The organism is Nocardioides albertanoniae, assembly GCF_006716315.1.
In the GTDB taxonomy this organism is placed as follows: Bacteria; Actinomycetota; Actinomycetes; order Propionibacteriales; family Nocardioidaceae; genus Nocardioides; species Nocardioides albertanoniae.
Map to the genome: position 1 here is coordinate 2,165,014 of NZ_VFOV01000001.1, position 23,382 is coordinate 2,188,395.

At 70.1% G+C, this 23,382-nt stretch carries 23 protein-coding genes; 12 read left to right on the forward strand and 11 right to left on the reverse strand.

Translation table 11 applies throughout. The features are described 5' to 3' along the window. Positions 1-108 precede the first annotated feature (108 nt). The 3 genes from fabG to FB381_RS10335 are packed head-to-tail and all read left to right on the forward strand — an operon-like array spanning position 109 to position 2,149. Positions 109-849, forward strand: coding sequence for a 3-oxoacyl-ACP reductase FabG (fabG, locus tag FB381_RS10325; protein WP_141780214.1), 741 nt, complete (start codon positions 109-111; stop codon positions 847-849). A gap of 2 nt (positions 850-851) precedes the next feature. Beyond that, positions 852-1,625: an enoyl-ACP reductase FabI gene (gene fabI / locus FB381_RS10330; RefSeq protein WP_141780215.1), complete on the forward strand. Its 774-nt coding sequence runs from the start codon at positions 852-854 to the stop codon at positions 1,623-1,625. Positions 1,626-1,642: 17 nt separating this feature from the next. Further along, positions 1,643-2,149, forward strand: coding sequence for a SixA phosphatase family protein (locus FB381_RS10335; protein WP_141780216.1), 507 nt, complete (start codon positions 1,643-1,645; stop codon positions 2,147-2,149). Between the two features lie 146 nt (positions 2,150-2,295). Here FB381_RS10335 and serB read toward each other — a convergent pair whose 3' ends face one another. After that, positions 2,296-3,540 (reverse strand): phosphoserine phosphatase SerB, encoded by a 1,245-nt coding sequence (gene serB, locus FB381_RS10340; RefSeq protein ID WP_141780217.1) that lies wholly within the window; start codon positions 3,538-3,540, stop codon positions 2,296-2,298. Positions 3,541-3,572: 32 nt separating this feature from the next. Beyond that, positions 3,573-4,343, reverse strand: a complete 771-nt coding sequence (locus tag FB381_RS10345) for a hypothetical protein (protein WP_141780218.1) — start codon at positions 4,341-4,343, stop codon at positions 3,573-3,575. Positions 4,344-4,396: 53 nt separating this feature from the next. Between FB381_RS10345 and FB381_RS10350 the strand changes: the two genes are divergently transcribed. Next, a complete protein-coding gene (locus FB381_RS10350; RefSeq protein ID WP_141780219.1) occupies positions 4,397-5,194 on the forward strand; it encodes an ABC transporter ATP-binding protein in 798 nt (265 codons plus the stop codon). 84 nt (positions 5,195-5,278) lie between these two features. Here the strand turns inward: FB381_RS10350 and FB381_RS10355 are convergent, their stop codons facing one another. Continuing rightward, positions 5,279-5,719: an SMI1/KNR4 family protein gene (locus FB381_RS10355; protein WP_141780220.1), complete on the reverse strand. Its 441-nt coding sequence runs from the start codon at positions 5,717-5,719 to the stop codon at positions 5,279-5,281. After that, positions 5,716-5,883 (reverse strand): HNH endonuclease, encoded by a 168-nt coding sequence (locus FB381_RS24580; protein WP_141780221.1) that lies wholly within the window; start codon positions 5,881-5,883, stop codon positions 5,716-5,718. Before FB381_RS24580 ends, FB381_RS10355 begins: the two co-directional genes overlap by 4 nt. Between FB381_RS24580 and FB381_RS10365 the strand changes: the two genes are divergently transcribed. The 4 genes from FB381_RS10365 (at position 5,882) to FB381_RS10380 (ending at position 9,067) form a co-directional block, all read left to right on the forward strand. Continuing rightward, a complete protein-coding gene (locus FB381_RS10365) occupies positions 5,882-6,343 on the forward strand; it encodes an NfeD family protein (protein ID WP_141780222.1) in 462 nt (153 codons plus the stop codon). The genes FB381_RS24580 and FB381_RS10365 overlap by 2 nt on opposite strands. Before the next feature lie 36 nt (positions 6,344-6,379). Continuing rightward, the gene (locus tag FB381_RS10370; protein WP_141780223.1) at positions 6,380-7,513 is read left to right on the forward strand and encodes an SPFH domain-containing protein; all 1,134 of its coding nucleotides are present in this window, start codon (positions 6,380-6,382) and stop codon (positions 7,511-7,513) included. After that, on the forward strand, positions 7,514-8,275 hold the full coding sequence (locus FB381_RS10375) for a sulfite exporter TauE/SafE family protein (RefSeq protein ID WP_141780224.1): 762 nt from the start codon (positions 7,514-7,516) through the stop codon (positions 8,273-8,275). Positions 8,276-8,389: 114 nt separating this feature from the next. Continuing rightward, positions 8,390-9,067, forward strand: coding sequence for a nitroreductase family protein (locus tag FB381_RS10380; protein ID WP_141780225.1), 678 nt, complete (start codon positions 8,390-8,392; stop codon positions 9,065-9,067). A 75-nt stretch (positions 9,068-9,142) separates the two neighbouring features. Here the strand turns inward: FB381_RS10380 and FB381_RS10385 are convergent, their stop codons facing one another. The 3 genes from FB381_RS10385 to FB381_RS10395 all read right to left on the reverse strand — a co-directional run bounded on the left by FB381_RS10385 (position 9,143) and on the right by FB381_RS10395 (position 13,504). Continuing rightward, complete coding sequence (locus FB381_RS10385) at positions 9,143-10,852, reverse strand: BCCT family transporter (protein ID WP_246088050.1); 1,710 nt, start codon at positions 10,850-10,852, stop codon at positions 9,143-9,145. Between the two features lie 249 nt (positions 10,853-11,101). Next, a complete protein-coding gene (locus FB381_RS10390; protein ID WP_141780227.1) occupies positions 11,102-12,043 on the reverse strand; it encodes an alpha/beta hydrolase in 942 nt (313 codons plus the stop codon). Positions 12,044-12,055: 12 nt separating this feature from the next. Continuing rightward, entirely contained in the window at positions 12,056-13,504 is a 1,449-nt protein-coding gene (locus FB381_RS10395) for a hypothetical protein (protein WP_141780228.1), read from the reverse strand. A gap of 56 nt (positions 13,505-13,560) precedes the next feature. On the opposite strand from FB381_RS10395, the gene FB381_RS10400 reads away from it, so the two are divergent. After that, the gene (locus FB381_RS10400) at positions 13,561-14,820 is read left to right on the forward strand and encodes a glycosyltransferase (RefSeq protein ID WP_246088051.1); all 1,260 of its coding nucleotides are present in this window, start codon (positions 13,561-13,563) and stop codon (positions 14,818-14,820) included. A gap of 11 nt (positions 14,821-14,831) precedes the next feature. Here the strand turns inward: FB381_RS10400 and FB381_RS10405 are convergent, their stop codons facing one another. Further along, complete coding sequence (locus tag FB381_RS10405) at positions 14,832-16,184, reverse strand: non-ribosomal peptide synthetase family protein (protein WP_141780229.1); 1,353 nt, start codon at positions 16,182-16,184, stop codon at positions 14,832-14,834. A 314-nt stretch (positions 16,185-16,498) separates the two neighbouring features. On the opposite strand from FB381_RS10405, the gene FB381_RS10410 reads away from it, so the two are divergent. From FB381_RS10410 to FB381_RS10420, 3 genes are read left to right on the forward strand one after another with little or no spacing between them, the layout of a single operon-like run. Continuing rightward, positions 16,499-17,914 (forward strand): condensation domain-containing protein, encoded by a 1,416-nt coding sequence (locus tag FB381_RS10410; protein WP_141780230.1) that lies wholly within the window; start codon positions 16,499-16,501, stop codon positions 17,912-17,914. Then, a complete protein-coding gene (locus FB381_RS10415) occupies positions 17,911-19,380 on the forward strand; it encodes a condensation domain-containing protein (RefSeq protein WP_141780231.1) in 1,470 nt (489 codons plus the stop codon). The genes FB381_RS10410 and FB381_RS10415 overlap by 4 nt, the downstream gene beginning before the upstream one ends. After that, entirely contained in the window at positions 19,361-20,734 is a 1,374-nt protein-coding gene (locus FB381_RS10420) for a condensation domain-containing protein (RefSeq protein ID WP_141780232.1), read from the forward strand. Before FB381_RS10415 ends, FB381_RS10420 begins: the two co-directional genes overlap by 20 nt. A gap of 13 nt (positions 20,735-20,747) precedes the next feature. Here the strand turns inward: FB381_RS10420 and FB381_RS10425 are convergent, their stop codons facing one another. Genes FB381_RS10425 through FB381_RS10435 form a run of 3 tightly spaced genes read right to left on the reverse strand, consistent with a single transcriptional unit; the run spans position 20,748 to position 23,335 of the window. After that, positions 20,748-21,695 carry an ABC transporter ATP-binding protein gene (locus FB381_RS10425; protein ID WP_211352384.1) on the reverse strand — a complete coding sequence of 316 codons (948 nt, stop codon included), beginning with the start codon at positions 21,693-21,695 and terminating at the stop codon, positions 20,748-20,750. Between the two features lies 1 nt (position 21,696). After that, positions 21,697-22,521, reverse strand: a complete 825-nt coding sequence (locus FB381_RS10430; RefSeq protein ID WP_246088052.1) for an ABC transporter permease — start codon at positions 22,519-22,521, stop codon at positions 21,697-21,699. After that, positions 22,514-23,335 carry an ABC transporter permease gene (locus FB381_RS10435; RefSeq protein WP_246088053.1) on the reverse strand — a complete coding sequence of 274 codons (822 nt, stop codon included), beginning with the start codon at positions 23,333-23,335 and terminating at the stop codon, positions 22,514-22,516. The genes FB381_RS10430 and FB381_RS10435 overlap by 8 nt, the downstream gene beginning before the upstream one ends. Positions 23,336-23,382: the final 47 nt, after the last annotated feature.

Genomic DNA, 23,382 nt, shown 5'->3' on the forward strand with positions numbered 1-23,382 from the left:
GGTCAATGGTGTGGTCCCAACATGTCCGCTCCGATGGGCTTTGGAGGGTTCTCACAAGCAAATCGAAGACATTGGTCGTACCCCAAAGTAATCGCTACCGTCGCGCCTGTGACTGACAGTGAGAACCCCACAACGCAGAGTCCATCGCCGACGCCCCGCTCGGTGCTCATCACCGGCGGCAACCGCGGCATCGGAAGAGCGATCGCGGAGGCCTTCGTGGCCAACGGCGACCACGTCGCGGTGACGTCTCGCAAGGGCGGCGCGCCCGACGGCGCCCTGGACCTGCTGTGCGACATCACCGACCCCGACGCCGTCGACGAGGCGTACGCCGCGGCCGAGGCGGCCCACGGGCCGATCGAGGTGCTCGTGGCCAACGCCGGGATCACCAAGGACACGCTCGTCCTGCGGATGTCGGAGGACGACTTCACCTCGGTGATCGACACCAACCTGACCGCATCCTTCCGCCTCGCCAAGCGGGCGACGAAGTCGATGCTGCGGCTGCGCCGCGGGCGGATCATCTTCATCTCCTCGGTCATCGGCCTGCTCGGCAACGCGGGCCAGGTCAACTACGCCGCCTCGAAGGCCGGCCTGGTCGGGATGGCTCGATCGCTCGCCCGCGAGCTCGGTTCGCGCGGCATCACCGCCAACGTGGTCGCGCCGGGATTCGTCGCGACCGAGATGACCGAGGCGCTGACCGAGGAGCAGGCGAAGGCGATCACCGACAAGGTGCCGCTGGGCCGCTACGCTGCGCCGGAAGAGGTGGCCGCCGCGGTCACCTGGCTGGCGGATGCGGGATATGTGACCGGGGCCGTGATCCCGGTCGACGGCGGACTCGGAATGGGGCACTGATCATGGGTCTTCTCGACGGCAAGACTGTCCTCGTCGCAGGGGTCACGATGGACTCCTCGATCGGCTTCGCGGTGGCCAAGGTCGCCCAGGAGCAGGGCGCGCGCGTGCTGATCTCCAACTTCGGCCGGGCGCTCTCGATCACCAAGCGCATCGCGAAGCGGCTCCCCGAGACACCGCCGGTGCTCGACCTCGACGTGACCGACCAGGAGCACCTCGACGGCCTCGCCGACGCGCTGCGGGCCGAGGGGGTCGAGCGGCTCGACGGAGTCGTGCACTCGATCGCGTACGGCAACCCCGAGACGCTCCTCGGTGGCAAGTTCCTCGACGGCCCCTGGGAGGACGTCTCCCAGGCGGTGCAGGTCAGCGCCTACTCGCTGAAGTCGCTGGCGATGGCGACCCGCCCGCTGCTCGGTCCCGGCTCGTCGGTCGTGGGGCTGACCTTCGATGCGACGATCGCCTGGCCGGCGTACGACTGGATGGGGGTGGCCAAGGCCGCTCTCGAGTCGACCTCGCGCTATCTCGCCCGCGACCTCGGTCCTGACGGGATCCGCTGCAACCTGGTCTCGGCCGGACCGCTCAAGACGCTCGCGGCCAAGGCGATCCCAGGCTTCGAGGAGCTCGACGAGGGCTGGGGCACCCGGGCGCCGCTGGGCTGGGACAACACCGACCAGGGCCCGACGGCGAAGGCGGTCTGCGCGCTGATGTCCGACTTCTTCCCGGCGACCACCGGTGAGATCGTCCACGTCGATGGGGGCTATCACTCGCTGGGTGCCTGAGGCCCTAGGGTGGCCGCATGCGCACCCTCGTCATCATGCGGCACGCGAAGGCGGAGTCGTCTGCGCCCAGCGACCAGGAGCGTCAGCTGACCGAGAGCGGCCACGCCGACGCGGTCGCGGCAGGGGAGTGGCTGGCCGAGCAGGGCGTGCAGCCCGACTACGTGCTCGTCTCGGCGGCCGACCGCACCACCCAGACCTGGGAGGACGTGGCGGTCGCCGCCGAGTGGGACCTGACCCTCGCTGAGTACGACGAAGGTCTGTACGCCGCCGGCCCCTCCACCGCCCTCGACCTCGTGCGCGGCATCGACGACGGCCACTCGACGGTGGTGGTGATCGGCCACAACCCGACGATGTTCTCGCTCGTCCAGCTCCTCGACGACGGTGAGGGCGACGTGCAGGCCGGCAACGACCTGGCCCTCGGCTACCCCACCGCCGCCGTCACCGTCCTCAGCTACGACGGGCTCTGGTCCGACCTGGACGAAGCCGAGGCCTCGGTCACCGCCTTCCACGTCGCCCGCGCCTGACCCGCCGAGAAGTCACTCCCGCAGGTCGAGAAGTCACCCAGGTGCCCACTCGACCTGCAGACGCGACTTCTCGGCCTGCAGACGCGACTTCTCGGCCTGCAGACGTGACGCCTCGGCCTGCAGGAGTGACGCCTCGGCGGAGGTGGTCAGAGGAGGGGAGGGGAGGGGGTGACGATGCCGGCTTCGGCGTCGGCGGCCTCGATCTCCTCGCGGGAGATGCCGAGCAGATACATGATCGTGTCGAGGTAGGGGACGTTGATGGCGGTGCCGGCGGCGGAGCGTACGGCGGGCTTGGCGTTGTAGGCGATGCCGAGGCCGGCGGCGGCGAGCATGTCGAGGTCGTTGGCGCCGTCTCCGATGGCGACCGTGGCGGCCTCGGGGATGCCGATCTCGGCGGCGAACTCGCGCAGCGCGCGCGCCTTGCCGGCCCGGTCGACGACCTCACCGACGACCTCGCCGGTCAGCACGCCGTCGACGATCTCGAGCTCGTTGGCGCGGGCGTAGTGGATGCCGAGGTTCGCGGCCAGCCGGTCGGTGATCTGGGAGAACCCGCCGGAGACGATCGCGAAGCGGTAGCCGAGCCGACGTAGCGTGCGGACCATCGTCCGTGCGCCGGGGTTCAGCACGAGCCCGGCGTAGACCTCGTCCAACGCGGTGGCAGGCACGCCCTTGAGATACTTCACCCGCGCGCGCAGCGACTCCTCGAAGTCGAGCTCGCCGCGCATCGCGGCCTCGGTGACCGAGGCGACCTCGGCCTCATAGCCGGCGTGGGAGGCGATCATCTCGATCACCTCGCCGTCGATGAGGGTGGAGTCGACGTCCATGACGATCAGCCGCATGCCCCGGCGCACCAGGTTGGCCGGCTGCACGGCGATGTCGACGCCCTGGGCCGCGGCCTCGGCCGAGAGGGTGACCCGCAGCTCGTCCGGGTCGGCGCCGGAGACGTGCAGGTCGAAGGCGGTGACCGGGTAGCGCGCCAGCCGGGTGATCCGGTCGATGTTGCCGCCCGCGGAGGCGATGGTGCGGGTGACCGAGGAGAGCGCGGCCGCCTTGAGCGGCAGACCGAGCACGGTCACCCGGGCCCGGTCCGAAGGCTTGCGGGGAGTGTCGCCCACGCCGTCCTCGATCTCGACGGTCATGTCGAGCGCGTGCGCGGTCTCCTCGATCGCGTGCTTGAGCGCGTCGACGCTGTCGACGTCGGCCGGCGCGGTCACCAGCAGCCCGAGCACGAGTCGGCCGCGCAGCACGATCTGCTCCAGGTCGACGACGTCGACGCCGGCCAGCGCGAGCGTTGCCAGGGTGGCCGAGGTCAACCCCGGACGGTCGTGTCCCGCGAGGGTGATCAGCAGAGTGTCGGGACGGCGCTCGAGCGCGTCGAATTCCTCGGTCATCGATGCACAGGATAGAGGAGTCGCCGTCCCGTTCAGGCAGGTGGCCAGACCTCGGGCGAGCCCGCGGCGGTGAGCGCCCGGCGGGCAGCACGGTCGAGACCGACGAGCGCGTCTCGGCGTTGCGTCATCTCGGAGGCGGTGACCGATCCGCCCTCGTCCTCGAGCGCCACGTCCACGATCCCGCGGGCCTGTACGCCACCTGCAGCCAGCTCCACACAACGGCTCATCACCCCGGGCGCACCATGGAGCGTGGGTCGGTGCCGCAGGTTCATCAGCTGGTCGGCGACCTCCGGTCGCCACCGAGCCACGTCGAGCTCGGCGAGCGCCGTGGCCGACTCGGTCAGAGCGAGCCGAAGCGCGCGGTCGGCCTCGCCGACGTCCGGGAGCTGGCGGCGCTGGGCGGGATGGGCCTGCCAGTCGACGACGGCGCCGACCCGAACCGGCACCAGGCCGATGCCGACGTCGCTCACGACCGCCTCGCCGGCCTCCAGTGCGGCGTCGTTGAACGCCCTGGGGCCGCCGAGGCCGACCGGGTCGCCCTCGGCCGGAAACGCGACCCCGACCAGCGACGCGCCCTCGGAGCGCAGCCGCCCCAGGCCGGTCACCAACGTGTCGGCGACCCCGTCCTCACCGCCCAGCCCGAGCTCGGCGAGCCCGCTGACGGTGTGGGTCGCATCGGGCCCGATCACGGCGTCCAGCACCAGGTCGGTGACCGCGTCGCCGCGCAGCCACGCCGTCACCCACCACGCCAGGCGCAACGCTTCGGGGGTCGTCTCGACCGACTCGAATTCCTCGACACTCACAGCCGTCCACCCTATCCCCGAGCCGTATGGACGGATGCCATAGATTTGCGGCCATGGCAGCCGTGCTCGAGTTCACCGACGTCACCGTACGCCGCGGAGGGAACACTCTCCTCGACTCAGTCAGCTGGGTGGTCGAGGAGGACGAACGCTGGGTCATCCTGGGCCACAACGGCGCCGGAAAGACCACGCTGCTGCAGGCCGCCGCCGCGCAGCTGCACCCCACCTCGGGCACGGTCAAGATCCTCGGCGAGCAGATCGGCCGGGTCGACGTCTTCGAGCTGCGCCCGCGCATCGGCCTGACCTCGGCGGCGCTCGCCGACCGCATCCCGCGCCACGAGCTCGTCCGCGACGTCGTGGTGAGCGCGTCCTACGGTGTCGTCGGCCGCTGGCGCGAGCACTACGACGACCTCGACCACGACCGTGCTCAGGAGCTGCTGACCGAGGTCGGCATCAAGCACCTCGGCGAGCGGAAGTTCGGCACCCTCTCGGAGGGAGAGCGCAAGCGCGTCCAGCTCGCCCGCGCGCTCATGGTCGACCCCGAGATGCTGCTCCTCGACGAGCCCGCCGCCGGCCTCGACCTGGGCGGCCGCGAAGACCTCGTCTCCACCCTGTCGACGCTCGCCTACGACCCCGACAGCCCGGCCACCGTGCTCGTATCCCACCACGTGGAGGAGATCCCGCCCGGCTTCAGCCACGTGCTGATGATGAAGGCGGGCCGGATCACCGCCCAGGGGCTCATCGACGACACGCTCACCTCGGCCAACCTCTCCAAGACCTTCGGCATGCCGCTCGCGCTCGAGGAGAGCGAGGGCCGCTACTGGGCCAAGCGCCGCGCCCGCCACACCCGCTGAGGATCACATCGCCTCCCCGGCTACGAAGCGCAGATCCGGGAGTCCTCGTTCGATCGATCGCTGGTGCGGGGCGGGTCGCGTTGACTAATCGTCGAGCACCTCGATCGATGCCAAGAACTCGTCCCAAGAGTCCGCGAGGCGTTCGCTCTCTACCGGGGTGAGCTTGCCCGCGTCGTCCTCCTCCATCTCGTTGCTCTGATACCAGACGGAGCCGCGGTCCGTCCCAGTCACGGCGAGAAGAAACAAGTCGCTGCCTGCGTCGGTGCCTACTGGAATGAATCCGGTAGGAATCACATCGCTGTCTTGGCTCAGCCTGTGCCACAGGCTTGCCCACTCGGGAACATCTCCGACGCCGAAGATGATCTCGAGACCCTGATTGTTGTAACCCTCCAACGCGCCACCGTCCTGAGTGGACAGGTATGCCCGATAGGGATCAGGAAGTTTCGCGACAAGTCTGGCTTCCAACTCGGTCAACTTGCTCGCGGGAGCACCAGGGAAGGCTTCCTCATAGGTCAGGGACGTCACTTGGTTCTTCCTATCGCGAGCGCGATGCCACCAGCGTGGCGTACCGCGTCATGGACATCTGTCGGGACGAGCTGCAACGTAGTGCCGTCTTGATGAATTTCGATGCGTACGCCGGTGCGAAAACACGCCGACGGATCAGGGCCAGACCTATAGGGTGACGCCATGGACTGGCAGGACTGGGATTGGGCGCTGTGGACGGGCCTCGGCGCGTTGCTGATCGTCGGTGAGCTCTTCAGCCTCGATCTGATCCTGCTGATGCTCGCCACGGGCGCATTCGCAGGGGCGGTGACCGGCGCCTTCACCGACAGCTTCGTGCTGCAGGCGATCGTCGCTCTCGTCGTCTCCGTCTCGATGCTCGCCGTCGTACGCCCGGGCCTCGCCAAGCGGCTCCACAACGGTCCCGAGATCCAGATCGGCGCGGAGAAGCTGATCGGTGTCCAGGGCGTCTCCGCCGGCGCGATCAGCTCCCAGAAGCCGGGGCAGATCAAGCTCGACGGCGAGCTGTGGACGGCTCAGCCCTATGACGAGACGCTCGTGATCGAGGCCGGCACACCGGTCGAGGTCCTCGAGATCCGAGGCGCGACCGCGTACGTCCATCCTCTTCCCGAGCTCGGGACGCTGTAGTTCCCGGGCACCTATCTAGACAAGGAATCAATGGCAATGGGTGGCATCATCCTGGCCCTTCTGGTGATCTTGGCAGTGCTGGTGATCACCACGCTGGCCAAGACGATCAAGATCATCCCGCAGGCGCGGGTCGGCGTCGTGGAACGCTTCGGCAAGTTCCAGTCGAAGCGTGACCCCGGTCTGAACGCGGTGATCCCGTTCGTCGACAAGGTCCGCTACATGATCGACATGCGTGAGCAGGTCGTCGCGTTCGCGCCGCAGCCGGTGATCACGGAGGACAACCTGACCGTCTCGATCGACACGGTCATCTACTTCCAGATCAACGACCCGGTGGCGGCGACCTACGAGATCGCCAACTACATCCAGGCTGTCGAGCAGCTGACCATGACCACGCTGCGCAACATCGTCGGCGGCATGACGTTGGAGGAGACGCTGACCTCGCGTGAGCAGATCAACTCCGGGCTCTCGATAGTGCTCGACGAGGCGACCGGCCGCTGGGGCATCAAGGTCAAGCGGGTCGAGATCAAGGGGATCGACCCGCCCACCTCCATCAAGGACGCGATGGAGAAGCAGATGCGTGCCGACCGTGACAAGCGCGCGGCGATCCTGACCGCCGAGGGGCAGCGCCAGTCGGCGATCCTCTCCGCCGAGGGAAACAAGCAGTCGGCCATCCTCAACGCCGAGGGTCAGCGCGAGTCGCAGATTCTCTCGGCGCAGGCCGACCGCGAGGCCGCGATCCTGCGCGCCCAGGGTGAGGGCCAGGCCATCCAGACCGTCTTCCAGGCGATCCACGACGGCCGTCCTGACCAGTCGCTGCTGGCCTACCAGTACCTGCAGATGATGCCGGAGATCGCCAAGGGTGACGCCAACAAGGTCTGGATCGTCCCGAGCGAGATCGGCAAGGCTCTCGAGGGCCTCGGCTCGACGATGAACGACCTGCGCGGCATCCCGACCGAGGTCGATGGCCCTGCGAAGCGGGTCGACATGGGTGCGGCCGAGCCCGACCTCGACCTCGAGAAGTCCTCGGCGGCCGCGGCTGTCCAGGAGGCCCTCGCCGAGGCCAAGAAGGCCGCCGCTCCCAGGCGGCCGATGCCTTCGTCCGAACCGACCGAGCCGACCGAGCCGACCGAGCCCGCCGAGCCGACCGAGCCCACCGGGCCGACCGAGTAAGTGGATCTTCTCCAGTCCGCCCTCATCCTGCTTGCCGGGGTGGGGGCGGGCACCATCAACGCGGCTGTCGGCTCCGGCACGCTGATCACCTTCCCGACCCTGCTGGCCTTCGGCGTGCCGCCGGTGACCGCCAACGTCTCGAACACGATCGGCCTGGTGCCGGGGTCGCTGGCCGGAGCGTGGGGATACCGTCGCGAGCTCGCCGGGCAGCGCGGCCGGATCCTGCGGTTCGGGGTCGCCGCGCTCATCGGTGGCGCCGCGGGTGCGGTGCTGCTGCTCGTGCTGCCGCCCGGTGCGTTCGAGATGATCGTGCCGGTCCTGATCGGTCTCGGCGTGCTGCTGGTGATCACCGGGCCCCGCATCTCGGCGTGGGTCGCGAAGCGACACGGAGAGGCACCCGACGACGGCAGCGAACGCTGGTGGGTGTGGCCCTCGGTGGCTCTGCTCGGGGTCTATGGCGGCTACTTCGGTGCTGCTCAGGGCGTGCTCATGATCGCCATCATCGGCATCGGGGTCGCCGAGTCGCTGCAGCGCCTCAACGCGCTCAAGAACATCCTGGTCGCCATCGCCAACGGCATCTCGGGGCTCATCTTCGCCCTCGTCGCCGACGTCGACTGGAAGATCGCCGCCCTGATCGCCGTCGGTGCCACGATCGGTGGCCTGCTGGGTGCCAGGATCGGCCGCAAGCTCCCGCCCGTCGCCCTGCGCGCCGTGATCGTCGTGGTCGGCCTCACCGCACTGGTCGCCTTCCTGATCGGCTGAGTCTGACCTCACCCCGGTCGAAGAGTCACTCCTGCAGGTCGAGAAGTCACCCGGGTGCCCACTCGGCCTGCAGACGTGACCTTTCGGCCTCGGGCGTCTGGTGAGATAGGCGTCATGGAGCTCTACGACGCGATGCGGACCACCCATGCGGTCCGTGAGTTCACCGACGACCCGCTGCCCGACGACGTGCTCGGCAGGATCCTCGACAACGCCCGCTTCGCGCCCTCCGGCGGCAACCGCCAGGGCGCCCATGTCGTGGTCGTACGCAGCCCGGAGACCCGGGAGCGTCTGGTCGAGCTGACCCTGCCCGGCGCGCGCAGATACCTCGCGCAGCAGAAGGCGGGGGAGAGGCCGTGGAACACGGTCACCCCCAGCGCGCTCACCCAGGAGCAGATCGAGGCGACCCGGGTGCCCCACCAGATGACCGAGCCGCTGCGGCAGGCTCCGGTCGTGCTGGTCTTCCTGGTCGACCTCGCCGTGGTCGCCTCCCTCGATGCCGAGCTCGACCGCGTCGGTGTCATCTCCGGCGGCTCGGTCTACCCGCTGGTGCAGAACACGCTGCTGGCGGCTCGCAACGAGGGTTTCGGCGGCGTGATCACCACGATGGCGGTCGCCGCCGAGCCCGAGCTCCTCGACCTCGTGGGCGCGCCCGCGACGTACGCCGTCGCTGCCGTCGTGCCGATGGGGCGGCCGGTCAAGCAGCTCAGCAGGCTCCGCCGGCAGCCGATCGAGGAGTTCGTGACCCTGGAGACGTTCTCCGGAGCGCCGCTGCGAACAGGCCCGGAGAGCTGACCGGAGAAGTCACCCGAGAAATGACTGATGGCGGGGTCCCGGAGGACCCCGCCATCAGTCGTCAGACCTGAGCTGTCAGGACTTCGTCTCGGACGACACCGTGGACTCGGAGGCAGACGACGAATCGTCGCCGGCCTGCTCGTCCTCGACGACGGCGAACGCGAAGTCGTCGCCGTGCTCGGTGACACCGGTGATGACGGCCTGCTCGATCGCCTCTTCGGCGTACTGACCGCGGACGATCAGCGGGTCGCTCTGCAGATCCTTCTGCAACGAGACCGCGAGGCCGACCATGATCACCGCGAACGGCAGCGCCGCCACGATCGTGATGTTCTGCAGGCCGGAGAGGGCATCCTCACCGCCGGCGATCAGACCAAGGACCGCAACCACACCGGTAGCGACTCCCCAGAAGATGACGGTGGGCCGGGTCGGCTCCTCGACACCACGCTCGGAGAGCGTGCCCATGACGATCGAGGCGGCATCGGCGCCGGAGACGAAGAAGATCGCCACCAGGGCCATGACCAGGACGCTCATCGCGGTCGACATCGGGAACTGGTCGAGCATGGTGAACAGCTGCGACTCCGCGGCTCCGTCGCCGAAGATGTCGGCGCCGTCTCGCTGCAGGTCGATCGCTGTGCCACCGAAGATGCAGAACCAGACCACGCTGACCGCGCTGGGCACCAGGAGCACGCCGGAGACGAACTGCCGGATCGTGCGCCCGCGCGAGATCCGCGCGATGAACATGCCGACGAACGGCGTCCACGACATCCACCAGGCCCAGTAGAAGATGGTCCAGCTGCCGAGCCACTCCGAGGTCTCGGCGCCGCCGACACCGGTGCGGGCCGACATCTGCGCGATGTCGCCGAGGTAGGCACCGAGCGAGGTCGGGATCAGGTCGAGGATGAAGACGGTCGGACCGACCACGAACAGGAACACAGCCAGGAGCAGCGCCAGCACCATGTTGATGTTGGAGAGCCACTGGATGCCCCGGGCCACGCCGGAGACGGCCGAGATCACGAAGCAGACGGTCAGGATCGCGATGATCCCGATCAGCACGCTGTTGCCGACCTTGCCGAGCCCGGCGACGAGCTGCAGGCCGGCCGAGATCTGGTAGGCCCCGGTGCCGAGCGAGGTCGCCGAGCCGAACAGGGTCGCGAAGATGGCGAAGATGTCGATCGTCTTGCCGACCGGGCCCTCGACGGTGCGCTTGCCGAGCAGAGCGGTGAACGCGGAGGAGATCAGGCTGACGCGCCCCTTGCGGTAGGCGCCGTACCCGATCGCCAGGCCCACGACCGCGTAGATGGCCCACGGGTGCAGGGTCCAGTGGAACATGGTCGTCGACATCGCGTGCTGGATCGCCTCGGGGTTGCCGGCCTCGCCGGTGCCGGGAGGCGGGTTCACGAAGTGCCACAGGGGCTCGCCCACGCCGTAGAACATCAGACCGATGCCCATACCGGCACTGAACATCATCGCGATCCACGAGGCGGTCTTGAACTCGGGCTTCTCGTCGTCACGGCCCAAGGGGATGTTGCCGTACTTGCTCGCCGCGAGCCAGATGATGTAGACGACAAAGCTGCTGGCGGTCAGGACGAAGAACCAGCCAGCCTTGTCCAGCACCCAGGCGAGGCCGCTGTCGGCGGCCGAGCTCATGCCTGTGGTGTTGACGATCCCCCAGACCATGAAGGCGATGGCGATGACAGCCGCGACGCCGAAGACCACCCAGTCGATACCCTTGCGATGCTGCTGGTCGCTCGAGACCGGCAGATCCAGCGCGGGGTGAGGGATCACGTCTCCGGTGGGGGACTTGATAAAGCCAGATCGAGATTGTTCAGCATGCTGTGGACTGGCCGGCTTCTTGTCAGAAGTCACACTGCGGTCCTTCCGGGTTGGTATCGGGACCACAGCACCCTAACGCGCCTTGGCTTTGCATTCCGTTCACCGGGGGCGGCAATTGATTCGAATGACAACCAGTTCTGGTGCGACTGTGTCGTGCGAGTTGATGGGCTGTTCAGTGTTCGAAGTGCTCTCGCACGCGCATCACACGCCGTACGCCGCGAGCCAGCGCTCGATCTCGGCGTAGGCCTGCTTGCGCACATCGGGACGCGAGAGGATCACGTCGTGCTTGGCGCCGGGCACCGCGACATAGGTGACGTGGGTGCCGATCGAGGTCGACCAGCGCCGGATCTGGCGCACGTCGAGCACGATGTCGGTCGAGTGCGCGTCCTCGCCCATCTCGGTGGGCTTGCTGGAGCGGTCGGAGGAGAGCACCAGCACCGGCACCTTCACGTCGAGGCCGCGGTGCACGCGCGCGTGGCCGTCGCGGATCGCCTTGAGCCAGCCGAGCCGGATCGGGTAGGAGCCGATGGGCTTGAGGCCGAGATCGAACTCCCACTCGCCGTCGTGGTCGACGTGGAGCGACTTCGGGTAGAAACCGGTCACGTCGCGGCCGAGCTCGCGCAGCGGCAGCCGGTGGCCGATGCCCCGCACCACCGGGGTGAGCACCTCGCGGGCGAGGAACGAGCCCTGCAGATCGAGCCACGGGGAGTTGAGCACCATCGCGGCCAGCGCCTCCGGCTGCCGCTCGTCGGCCCACAGCGAGACCGTCAGCCCGCCGGTGGAATGACCGCTTAGCACGACCTGGGAGTGTCCGTCGCGGCCGGTGATCAGCTCCCAGGCGGCGTCGAGCTCGTCGAAGTATTCGGCCAGGTCACCGACGTACGTCCCCGACTGGTGCTCGCGCAGCGAGCGGCCGTACTTGCGCAGGTCGATGCCGTAGAAGTCGTAGCCGCGCGAGGTCCACCACTCGGCGTACTCCGTCTGGAAGAAGTAGTCGGAGAAGCCGTGCACGTAGAGGACGGCACCCTTCGGGTCCTCGTCCGCCGGCCGCTTCACCAAGGTGGCCACGACCTCGCCCTCGAAGTCGTCCTCGAGCGCCAGGGTCTCGACGGTGTAAGGCTCACCGAGCACATCGATCGTCATGTCGGCATCTTCTCACCAGAAGGTCGGAGTCATGCCCCAGCGTCCGTAGACGGTGGTCACGATATCCTGGAGGTGCGCGGAGTCGGGCACCGCGTCGGGGTCGAGCGCGCGGATGCCGAAGTTGCAGAGCCCGCCGTCCGTGGCTCCGCCGGGACCGGCCTCGCCGATGTCGCACCACCACGAGGTGACGCCGCCACGCATGCGGCGCAGCTCGCCGCGGGTGGCACCGAGCGCAAGGCCGCGGAAGACGATCGACTCGGCGGGCACGCCGAAGGGGGCGATGAAGTCGGGGTCCGGCCGACCCAGGTTGGAGGCGAGACCGAGCGGGGTGACGACGTTCTTGAGCACCGACCTGGCGATCCCGTCGGGGATCATCTGCGCCAGCGGCGCGATGTTGGCGATCGGGTCGGGGCGGGTGCCCTTGAAGAGGGCCGAGAACTCCTTCTTGGCGCGCTCGCGGATGTGGGCGAGGTCGGTGACCCGGCCGACGCCGTCGCGCAGCTCGGTCTCCACCGCGATGGAGACGCCGGAGGTGGCGTTGGAGCGCAGATCGGCCTCACCGCGCATCGAGACCGGCAGCGACATCTTGACCGGCTCGCCGGGGCGCACGATCCCGGCCTCGAGGAGCACCTCGACCGTGATCGCGATCTGCAGGGTGTTGGAGGTGCCGCCGGCGCGCTCGACGGCGGCGTTCCACTCCGCGACCGAGCAGTCGGCGCCGGCGAAGGCCACCTCGTGGACGACGTCGTCGTCGGGCTGCGCGGCGGGCACCGGTCGCTTCTCCGACGACTGCGCCTCGAGCACCGGCATCGGCCCCGCCTTGCGGGCCGCGCTCAGCCCGCGGGCGGCGGCCTTGGCCATCGTCCGTGCGTCGCGCCAGTCGTCGCGGCGGGTGACCTCGGCCGCCGAGGGGTCGTCGAAGGGGAGCCGCGGCAGGGGCTGGCGGCGTACGGCTGCGATCAGGGCACCCAGCTTCATCCCGCCGTCGCAGACGATGTGGGAGGCGTTGTAGGTCACGATCGTGGCGCCGTCGGTGGTGTAGGCCATGAAGAACGCCCACAGCGGGCCCTTGACCGGGTCGAACGGCACCTGGTCGGTGGTGGTGTCGAGCCAGGCCATGACCTGGTCGGCCTTGATCGGCTCGGGGTGCAGGCGCACGGGCTCGGCCGTCGTCACCGGCACCCAGCGCGAGCGCGCGCCGGTGACCCTGGGGCGTACGACGAGACGGTTGAGCGGGCCCTTGGCCAGCTCGTCGACCACCTCCTGGACGGCCTCGACCGGGATCTCGGAGGGGAACCGCCACGCCGTCTGCCCCACGACCGGCACTCCGATCACGGTCGCCGAGCGCAGGAAGACCTCGTCGTCGTAGGTCAGCCGGTTGGTGCGCTCCGGGCTGAACGGCGCCGGACGGGCACCGGGGCTCGCGGGCGGCAGTGAGGGCAGCATCACAGGCTCGGGCATGCGGTGTCGGTCCTATCGGTGGGGGATTCTTGGGCCTGCGTGGCAGGAGAGGTGGTGTGAACGTGCGATTCGTCTTCGGTCTGATGGGCAGCCGCGGCGACGTGCAGCCGGCGCTGGCCGTGGCCCTCGAGCTGCGCCGTCGCGGCCACGAGGTCACCGTCGGGGTCGCGCCCAACCTGCTCCCGCTGGCGGCGAGGCTCGGTCTCGATCCACGTGCCGTCGGACCCGACAGCGGCGCGCTGCTCGCCTCGAGCCTGGTGCGGGAGGAGATGCGCTCGGCCAATCTTCGCACCCGGGTTCGCGCGGCGCGCAAGGTCGCCGCCCACGGCTGGGACGACTTCCGTCGTGACCTGGTCCAGCTGGCGGGGGAGCGGGGCAGCGCGGACGTCGTCGTCGCCGGTCTCCTCGGGCAGGAGGTCGGATCCGCGCTCGCCGAGCGGATCGGTGCCGGGTTCGGTGCGCTGCACTACTTTCCCGTCCGTTCCAACCGGAGCGTGAAGATCATGGCCGGACCCGAGCCGGTGCAGGAGCGGGCCTGGGACGCCGGGACGCAGGTGCGCTGGAGCCTGACCCGCGACGCCGAGAACGCCCAGCGGGTGGCCCTCGGCGTGGCGCCGGCGCGCACCCCCTTGCAGACCCGGCTCCGTGAACGCGGCGCGGTCGAGGTGCAGGCCTACGACCCGCTGCTGGTGCCCGGGCTCCCCGCGGAGTGGGGCGTGCAGAGCCCGTTCTCCGGGTTCTTGGCCCTCGCCGACTCCGACCGCAGGCTGCTGGGCGAGACCGGCGTCGACGACGAGCTCGGCCCATGGCTCTCGGCGGGCTACCCGCCGGTCTACGTCGGGTTCGGCTCGATGCCGGTCGACGATCCCGCCGGCCTGGTGCGTGACGTCGCCGGCGCGACCGCCGACCTCGGCCTGCGTGCGCTGATCAGCAGCGGCTGGAACTCCTTCGCGGTCGATGCACCCGACCACGTACGCCTGGTGGGAGCGGTCGACCACGCGGCGGTGCTCCCGCGGTGCGTCGCCGCGGTCCACCACGGTGGCGCCGGCACCACCGCTGCCGCTCTGCGGGCGGGGACCCCGAGCGTGGTGGGGTGGTATTCGGCCGACCAGCCCGTCTGGGGCCGCCTGCTGAGCGACCTCGGGGTCGGCACGTCGGTGCGCGCCAGCCGGCTGGACCGGGAGCGGCTCCGCACCGCGCTGGCCGCGGTGCTGATGCCGCGGGTCCGTGACCGGGCCGCCGAGGTCGCCCCGGGCCTGGTCACGCCCGAGATCGCCGTGGCCAGGGCCGCCGACGCGCTCGAGAGAGCCCGCTGAGGACCGCCCGGTCACCACACGTCGACGTTCAGACCCCACGAACCGAGCTCCTCGACGACCAGCTTCTGCAGATGCTCCGCGTCGGGCACCCGGTCGGGCTCGGCGGCGACCAGGTTGAGCGTCGTACGCGGCCCCGACTGGATCAGCCAGGCGATGATGCCGCCGCCGACGTCGTAGGCGTCCTGGGCGGTCGCGTTCTGATAGCCGGCGAGCCCGGCCACGAGGCGTACGTCATCGCCCATCGCGTAGCGGTAGTCGCCGGGCAGCTGAGGCAGGTTGGAGGCCATGCAGGCCGCGGCCGGCGGCTGCGGGAGCTTGTCGAGCACGGCGTCGGGCAGCATCTGCATCATCGCCAGCGGCACCGGGACCAGCCCCGGGCCGGCCTGGCCGAGCCGGATGTAGGCGGCCTTGGAGAGCTGCTTGATCGCGGCCAGGTCACGTCGTTCGAGCACGTCGCGAGGCACCTCGACCATGGCCACGCGCGTCGAGTTGGAGCGTACGTCGCCGGGCTGGAAGTCGCTCATCGGCAGCGAGACCGGCACGTCGCCGCGGTCGACCGGCACGTGGTCGATGCTGACGAGCAGGTCGGCGACCACGTTGATGAACCACGCGTTGGTCGAGCCGCCGTGCTCGGCGGCGACCTTCATCATCGTCTCGGTGTCGAACTCGGTGATCAGCCGCGGCATCCGCCAGCTCTCGGGGGCTGGGTGCGGGGCGGCCTCCGGGTAGACGCGGGGTGCCTTGGTGGCGAGCGCGGCGGTGCCGTCCTTCTTCGCGCTGCGGCGCGCCTTCGTCCATTCCCGCACGGCCCGCCACTGCGCGCGCGAGTCGGCGGCCTCCGCGCGCAGGCGCTGCCAGCCCTTCGCGGGGGCCGCCGGCAGCCGCAGCGGCTCGCCGCGGGAGGCTCGGCCCACCGCGTCGAGCACCGAGCCACCGTCGCCGACCGCGTGGGCCAGCTGCAGCGAGACGACCGAGGTGCCGTCGTCGAGGTTGATCGCGGTGAGCCGGTAGGTCAGACCCACGTGCGGGTCGAGGTGGTCGCTGTGGCGCTCCTGCAGCCAGTCGCTGATCTCGCCGGCGGGCAGGATCTCCTCGTAGAGCACGAGGGCGGGCTCGTTGTCGGCGTTGGTCCACAGGTCACGAGCGCCGGGGAACTTGGCGCGGTGCAGTCGTCGCGAGAGACCACCCTCGGCAAGCCCGGCGGCGATGTAGCGCAGCCGCTCGGCGTCGTAGGGCGAGCCCATCCGCCAGATCCACTGGTTGGCGATCGGGCTGCCGAGACCGCGATGCCGACGGGAGAAGAGGTCGTCGGCGAACTGGAGGCGCCCCGAGTTGTCGATCGGGGCACGGGTGGCAGCGGACATCGGGGATCCTCGAGATGTGGGTCATGGGGGCCGGACGGGGCGATCAACACCCGCGCGCAGGGGGTGGATTCAATCGAAGTCGATGCCGTATGTAAACCCCCGGGGGCAAAGAATCGCTGTGGGAATTCACACGTGGGGGGTGGTCGAAGCCGGGTGTCGGGGTGTGTGCACAATAGGCCGCGACATGGGACGACACAGCGGTCGTCCGTGGCGGGTCGCCCCCTCGGGCTACGGGCGTTCTAGAGGATCGTCTGTCCGGGGCGTGGCACCTTCGCCGCACTGAGCCCCCACCTCAGAGAGGAACTCCACCCCCGATGGAGTACACCGAGCTGTCCGCTTACGACGTTCCCTCGGGCGAGGTGACCGCGTGGATCCCCACGGCGGAGCCCGCTGCGTGGAACGGCGACGAGCGCGAGCTGTCGCACAACCACGAGCAGCACCTCGCGACCGCCGAGGCGGGCTCGTGGATCGGGTCGATCATGAGGCTGCCGGGGCGGCTCGACACCGACGCGCTGAGTCTGGCGATGCGCGCGTGGACGGGGCGCCACGAAGCCCTTCGCGGTGGCGTGGAGGAGACAGCGACGGGTTGGCGCCGGCGCATCCTCGCGCCGGCCGACGTGTCGGTGCAGGCCACGAGCCTGGGACGGTTCGACGGCGACGGAGCCCGCTCGAGCATCGCCGATCTGTTCGCCGAGCGGATCGACCCGAAGGCCTGGCCCTACGTCGTCTTCGCGACCGTCTCCGAGCCGGACACCGACGGGTTCACGCTGGCCTTCGGTGCCGACCACGGCGTGATGGACGCCTACTCCCAGCTGCTCTGGTTCGAGGAGATCGCCTCGCTCTACGAGGCCGCGCTGGCCGGCGAGAGCTTCGAGTCGCTCGCCGCGCCCACGACCGGAAGCCACCTCGACCACTCCGCGCAGGAGAGGGTCGTCGGTGCGGAGATGTCGTTGGAGAGCGAGTCGGTGCAGGTCTGGCGCGACTGGCTCACCTCTGCCGACGGCACCCCGCGCTTCGCCGACTTCCCGGTGCCGGGGATCACCGACGTACGGGGCTCCGACGAGGGTGAGGGGGCAAGCCAGGCCGAGCCGCTGCCGCAGGCGAGCATGTCCCAGTGGCTCGGCGACCACCGCCAGGCGCGGGTCCTGGGCGAGCTCTGCAAGAGCGCCGGAGTCTCCTTCCAGGCCGGGATGATGGGCGCGATGGCCCACGTCCTGCGCGCCCAGCACGGGGTGGAGCAGATGCGCTTCGTGGCGCCGATGCACACCCGCTACACCGCGGAGCACGCCGTGGCGATCGGGTGGTACGTCGGGCTCGTGCCGGTCACGATCGACATCGCCGGCGCGGCGACGCTGCCCGAGGTCGCCGGTCGTGTCCAGGCCGCGCTCGAGGAGACCAGGTCGCTGGTGCGCCAGCCGTTCGCGCGGGTCGCCGACCTGCTCGACGTCGACGACGCGCCGCACTTCGTGGTCACCTTCGTCGACACCCGTTTCATCTCCGGCGCCGAGCACTGGAACGCCTGGGAGGGCCGTACGCTGCGGGCCCCCGTCAACGCCGACGACGAGGTCTACTTCTGGCTGGTGCGCGATCGCGACGGCGTCAACGTCTCGACGCGCTACCCCGAGACCGTCGCCGCCGAACGTGTCGTGCGCGACCTGATCGGCGGGATGAGCGCGCTCCTGGCAGAGCTCGGGGGTCTGGGCACAGCTGATCTCGAAGGTACGGCATGAGGATCGGGGCGCTCTCCCAGCTGGCGCCCGCTCCGGGCAGGGTGGTCGTGCTGCGCCCGACCCAGGCGTGCCAGGAGGCGGCCGAGGCCGCCCCGGTCTCGCCGGGTGCGCCGTCGTTCCTGCAGGCCGACCATCTCGACGCCTACCGGGCAAAGGTCGCCTCAGCCGGCCTCCACCGTGGCTGGACCGGCACCGCCGGCGAGTTCGACGTCGCCTTCGACGAGACCGCCTACGTGGAGGCGCTGACGAGCTTCGTGGGCCGCCACGAGGGCCTGCGCACGTGGTTCGACCTCTCCGACTCCACGCCGGTGCGACACGTGGTGCCGGCCGACGCGGTCGCCTTCGAGGCCGTCGAGGTCGAGATCCCGCCCGCGCTGCTGTCCTCGTGGGAGGTCGGCGGCTGGGAGGAGCTCCTGGTCGGGCTCTGGGACGAGCAGTGCCGCCCCGACTCCTGGGCGCCGTTCCTGCTCGGCGCGATCGTGCGCGGCGACGGCTTCACCTACTTCTGGGGCTGCGACCACGCCTTCACCGACGGTGCCTCGCAGCTGATGGTGCCGGCCGAGCTCGGCGCCGCCTATGCCGCTGCGACGGGCGCCTCGGCCGACCCGCTGCCCGAGGCCGGCAGCTTCGTGGCGTACGCCGCCGACGAGCAGCAGCTGGCGTCGACCTGCGACGCGCAGACACCGGCAGTGCGCGAGTGGGCCGAGATCGTCTCCCGCCACGAGGGGCGCCTGCCGCGGTTCCCGGTGGATCTCGGGCTCGCCCCGGGCGAGACGGCCCCGGTCCGGGTGCGCGCCTGGACGGCGCTCGACGAAGGCGCGACCGAGGCGTTCGAGCAGCTCTGCCGAGCCGCGGGCGGCCGGTTCACCAGCGGCGTGTTCGCGCTCCTGGCTCACGCCGAGCAGCGCCTGACCGGCATCGAGCGCTACCTCGGGATCACCGTGCTCGGCACCCGGTCGCAGCAGACCGCGACCTCCCACGGCTGGTTCTGCAACTTCGCGCCCGTCGAGATGGCGCTCGGGCAGAGGTTCGAGGAGACCCTCCTCGCTGCGGAGAGCGCCTTCGCGACAGCGCGCGAGCTCGCCAAGACACCGGTGCACGTGCCGCTCGGCGCGATGATCGCCGGTGGTGTGCTGGCGGCCACCGAGCTGGCCAGCCCGCAGATGGTCTCCTTCCTCGACGTACGCAAGTTTCCGGGGGCCGGCACGACCCCGTTCGAGACCGGGCTGCACTTCACCGGCGAGGGCCGCACCGCCAACGCCAGCCTCTGGGTCAACCGCTTCGCCGACCGCTTCGAGCTCGCCACCCAGAGCCCTGACACCGAGCAGGGCGCTCGCGCCGTGGCGACCTTCTTCGGGGCGGCCCACGACGTGCTCGCCGAGCTCGGGATCGAGGTGCGACCGGTCGAGGTCGCGCTCGCCGAGGACCAGATGATCGGGACCGGACATGCTGGTCACGACCGCTGACCTGTGGGAGCCGCGGCCGGGCACCCTGCTGCGCTGGGACCTCTCCGCGCCCCGCAGCGGTGCACCCGCCGAGCTCTCCCTCAACCAGCGCAACCACCTCGCCGGTGCGATGGCGGGCCACCCGACCGTCTGGCTGGCGGCCGCCTTCGACGTCGAGGGGCCGATCGAGCCGGTCGCCCTCTCCCGCACCTGGCGTGCCTTCGTGGCGCGTCACGGCAGTCTTCAGCTCGAGGTGACCGCCGTCGACGAGGTCCCGCAAGCGCGTCGGCACCACCCCGGCACCCTGACCTGGTCGGTCACCCGAGCCGGTCACACCCGCACCGTCGAGGAGACCCGCGCCGCGCTGCACACTGCTCTCGACGATCGGTGCGGACCGTTCGGCTATCCGGCCTTCCTGCCGGCGGCCATCTCGCGTCCGGACCGCTCCACGATCGTGCTCGGCATGGACCATCTGCACTGCGACGCCCACTCGATCGCCGTCGCGGTCGAGGAGCTCGCCGAGCTCTACGACGCGTTCACGAGCGGCAGCGAGGCGCCCTCGCTGCCCGAGACGGCGTCGTTCCTCGAAGCGGTCGAGGCCGGCGAGGACGGGCCTGCGCCGGTCGCCGACGGTGACTCCCGGCTGCTCGGCTGGGGCGAGTTCCTCGGCAGCCGCGGCAACCAGCTGCCCAACTTCCCGCTCCCGCTCGGGCTGGCCCCGGGGGAGCGGGCCGCACAGGCCACGGCCGTACGTCCCCTGGCCGACGCCGACCTGACGGACCGCATCGGCGTGCGCGCCCGCAACAGCGGCGCCTCGACCTACGCGGCCGTCCTGGCAGCGCTCGCCAGCGCCGTCTTCGACCTCGGTGGCGGCCCCCGCCTCGACACGATGGCCCCGGTCTCCACCCGCGCCGCGGAGGCGCTGACGCGCTCGGTGGGCTGGTACACGACCACCGTCCCGCTCACCGTGCCGGCCTCGCTCTCCGACCTGGGGCTGGCCGAGGCCGGCGACGCGGTCCGTTACGGCGTACGCCTCGGCACGGTGCCGCTCGACCAGGTCATCGGTTCGTTGGCGGAGCCGCTGGTGCAGGTCAGGAGCGACGTCTTCGTCGTCTCCTGGGTCGACTACCGGCATGTGCCCGGCGGCTCGTCGCACCTCGAGCGCGAGGCGCAGCACATCTCCGCCTCGACGATGGCCGACGACGTGCAGATCTGGTTCTCCCGCACCCACACCGGCCTCGCCGTCCGTGTCCGCTACCCCGACACCGCGGTGGCCGCGCGCTCGGTCGACTCGCTCCTCGAGCGCCTGACCCACACCCTCGCCGACCTCTCCCGCCAGCCCGACGACCTGGCTGCCCTGGGCGTCGACTCCTGAGCTCCGGCGGTGCTCAGCTCGAGTAGATCTGCCGGATGACGTCTTCGATGTCGGGCTCGTGGATGGACAGGTCGGCGACGTCGTAGGCGGCGGCGACCTGGGCGACGAGGGGCGCGGCGGAGGCGCCGGCGGGGAAGGCGAGCCACTGGCGTGGGCCGTCGACCTTGACGACCTGCGCACCGTCGATGGTGATGGGGGAGGCCTCGTCGACCAGGTCGACGACGAGCGTGCGCGAGGCTCCGCCGGTGGCGCGCAGGGTCTCCAGCGGGCCGTCGAAGACGGCGGTGCCGTGGTCGATCACGATGACCCTGTCGCAGAGCGCCTCGATGTCCTGCAGGTCATGGGTGGTGAGCATCAAGGTGGTGCCGCGCTCGTGGTTGAGGGCGCGCAGGAACTCCCGCAGCCGCCCCTTGGAGACCACGTCGAGGCCGATCGTCGGCTCGTCGAGGTAGAGGATCTCGGGGTCGTGGAGCAGTGCCGCGGCGATGTCGCCCCGCATCCGCTGGCCGAGCGAGAGCTGGCGCACCGGGGTGTCCAGCAGGTCGCCCAGGTCGAGCAGCGCGACGTGATCCTCCAGGTTGCGCCGGAAGGTCTGGTCACCGATCCGGTAGATCCGCCGCAGCAGCTCGAAAGAGTCGCGCAGCGGCAGGTCCCACCACAGCGACGTACGCTGCCCGAAGACCACGCCGATCCGCCGGGCCAGCTCGCGGCGCTGGCGCGACGGCTCCAGGCCGGCCACCCGCGCCGATCCGCCGGAGGGCACCAGGATGCCGGTGAGCATCTTGATCGTGGTCGACTTGCCCGCTCCGTTGGGGCCGATGTAGCCGACCATCTCGCCGGCGTCGATCTCGAACGACAGGTCGTGCACGGCGTGCTTCACCACCGGCGTACGCCTCAACCCGCCCGCCCGCTTGCGGATGGTGAACTCGCGGGACAGGTCCCGCACCTCGATCAGCGACACATCAGCTCCCGGTCGATCGGTAGTGGCGGAGCCCCTGGCGCCAGACCAGCGCGGTCACACCGACCAGCACCAGGGCGGCAAGGGGAGAGGCGAAGGGAAACCAGCCCGGGGAGCCGAGCGGGTCGGCGCGGCCGAGCAGGAACAGGCAGGGATACCAGTTCACGAACGCCAGCGGCAGCAGATAGGTCAGCGAGCGGACGACCTCGCGCGGGAAGATCGTCATCGGATACTGCATGATCGTGTTGCCGCCGTAGGTGAAGGCATTGGCGAACTCCGAGGCGTCGGTGGTCCAGAACTGGATCGTCGAGAAGATCACGAACACGCAGAAGTAGATCGCCACCCCCGAGACGAGCGCGAGCACCAGCACCAGGAGACGCTGAGGGGTCCAGTCGACGATGGGCGCCGCCCAGGCGAACACGGCCACCCCTTGAGCGATCTGCCCCAGACGGCGCAGCTCGAACCGGTCAGCGCACAGCTGCACCAGCACCGGGACCGGCTTCGTCATCATCGTGTCGAGGTCGCCGCTGCGCACCTTCTGGCCGATCTTCTCCACGCTCCCGACCAGCATGTCGGCGGTGCGGAACGCGATCGAGGTGACGCCGTAGAGCAGCGCGATCTCACGCAGCCGGAAGCCGCCGTAGGCGTCGATGTGGGTGAACATCAACCAGATCGTCACGAAGTCGAGGAAGGTGATCAGCAGCCCGCTGACCGTCATCATCCAGAACGAGACCGGGTAGGCCATCGCCGCGCGCACCCACAGCAGCGCGATCTGCACGTAGGAGCGCGCCGCATGAGCCAGGTAGGCGGGAGGTCGCTGCTCAACCACCCTGCACCACCACCTTGCGGGTCGCGGCGCGCAGCACCAGCGCGCACATCGCCAGCAGGACGATCGCCCACGCGACCTGCAGCCCGATCGCGGCGAGCATGTCGAGCCCGGCGTGACGGCCCAGCCAGATGTCGGCAGGGGTCTGGATGTAGGAGGCGAACGGCAGCCCCAGCGCGACCTGGCGCAGCCCGTCGGGGAAGAGGTTGAGCGGCAGCGTCAGTCCGCTGAAGAACGTCGCCATCACGCTGAGCAGCACCCGTGGGCCGGTCGCGTCGAGGAGCCAGAACGCGCTGCTGGCGAACAGGAACCGGATGGCGAAGCTGACCACCACCGCCAGGCACACACTGACCAGGAACCCGACCGCGCCGGCCGGCGCGGGCGCGACGAGGCCGAACAGCAACGCACCCACCACCGTCGGCGCGACCCCGCGGGTGAGGAAGTGGTAGAGCGCCCGGCCGAGGTCGGCGGCGAGGTACCAGCCGAGCACGCTGACGGGGCGGTAGAGATCCACGGCGATGTCGCCGTTGCGGATCCGCTCGGCGAGGTCGTCGGTCGAGCCCCCGCTCCACAGCGCGATGGTCATCAGCAGCGCCTGCCCGATCCAGACGAAGGTGACCGCTTGGTCCGCGCCGTAGCCGCCGGCGGTCGGATTCTGCTCCCACAGCGCCAGATAGGCGAAGCTGAGGATGATCCCGAAGACCGAGTTGGTGAAGATTCCGGCCAGCGTCGCGGCGGTGTAGGTGGAGTAGCGGCGGAAGGACCGGGTCGCGATCGCGGCGTACAGGCTCGGCGGTGAGTGCAAGGGCCCGGACACCAGAGGTACGTTGGCACACCGGGGCCTGCGTACGCCAAGGGGTTTCC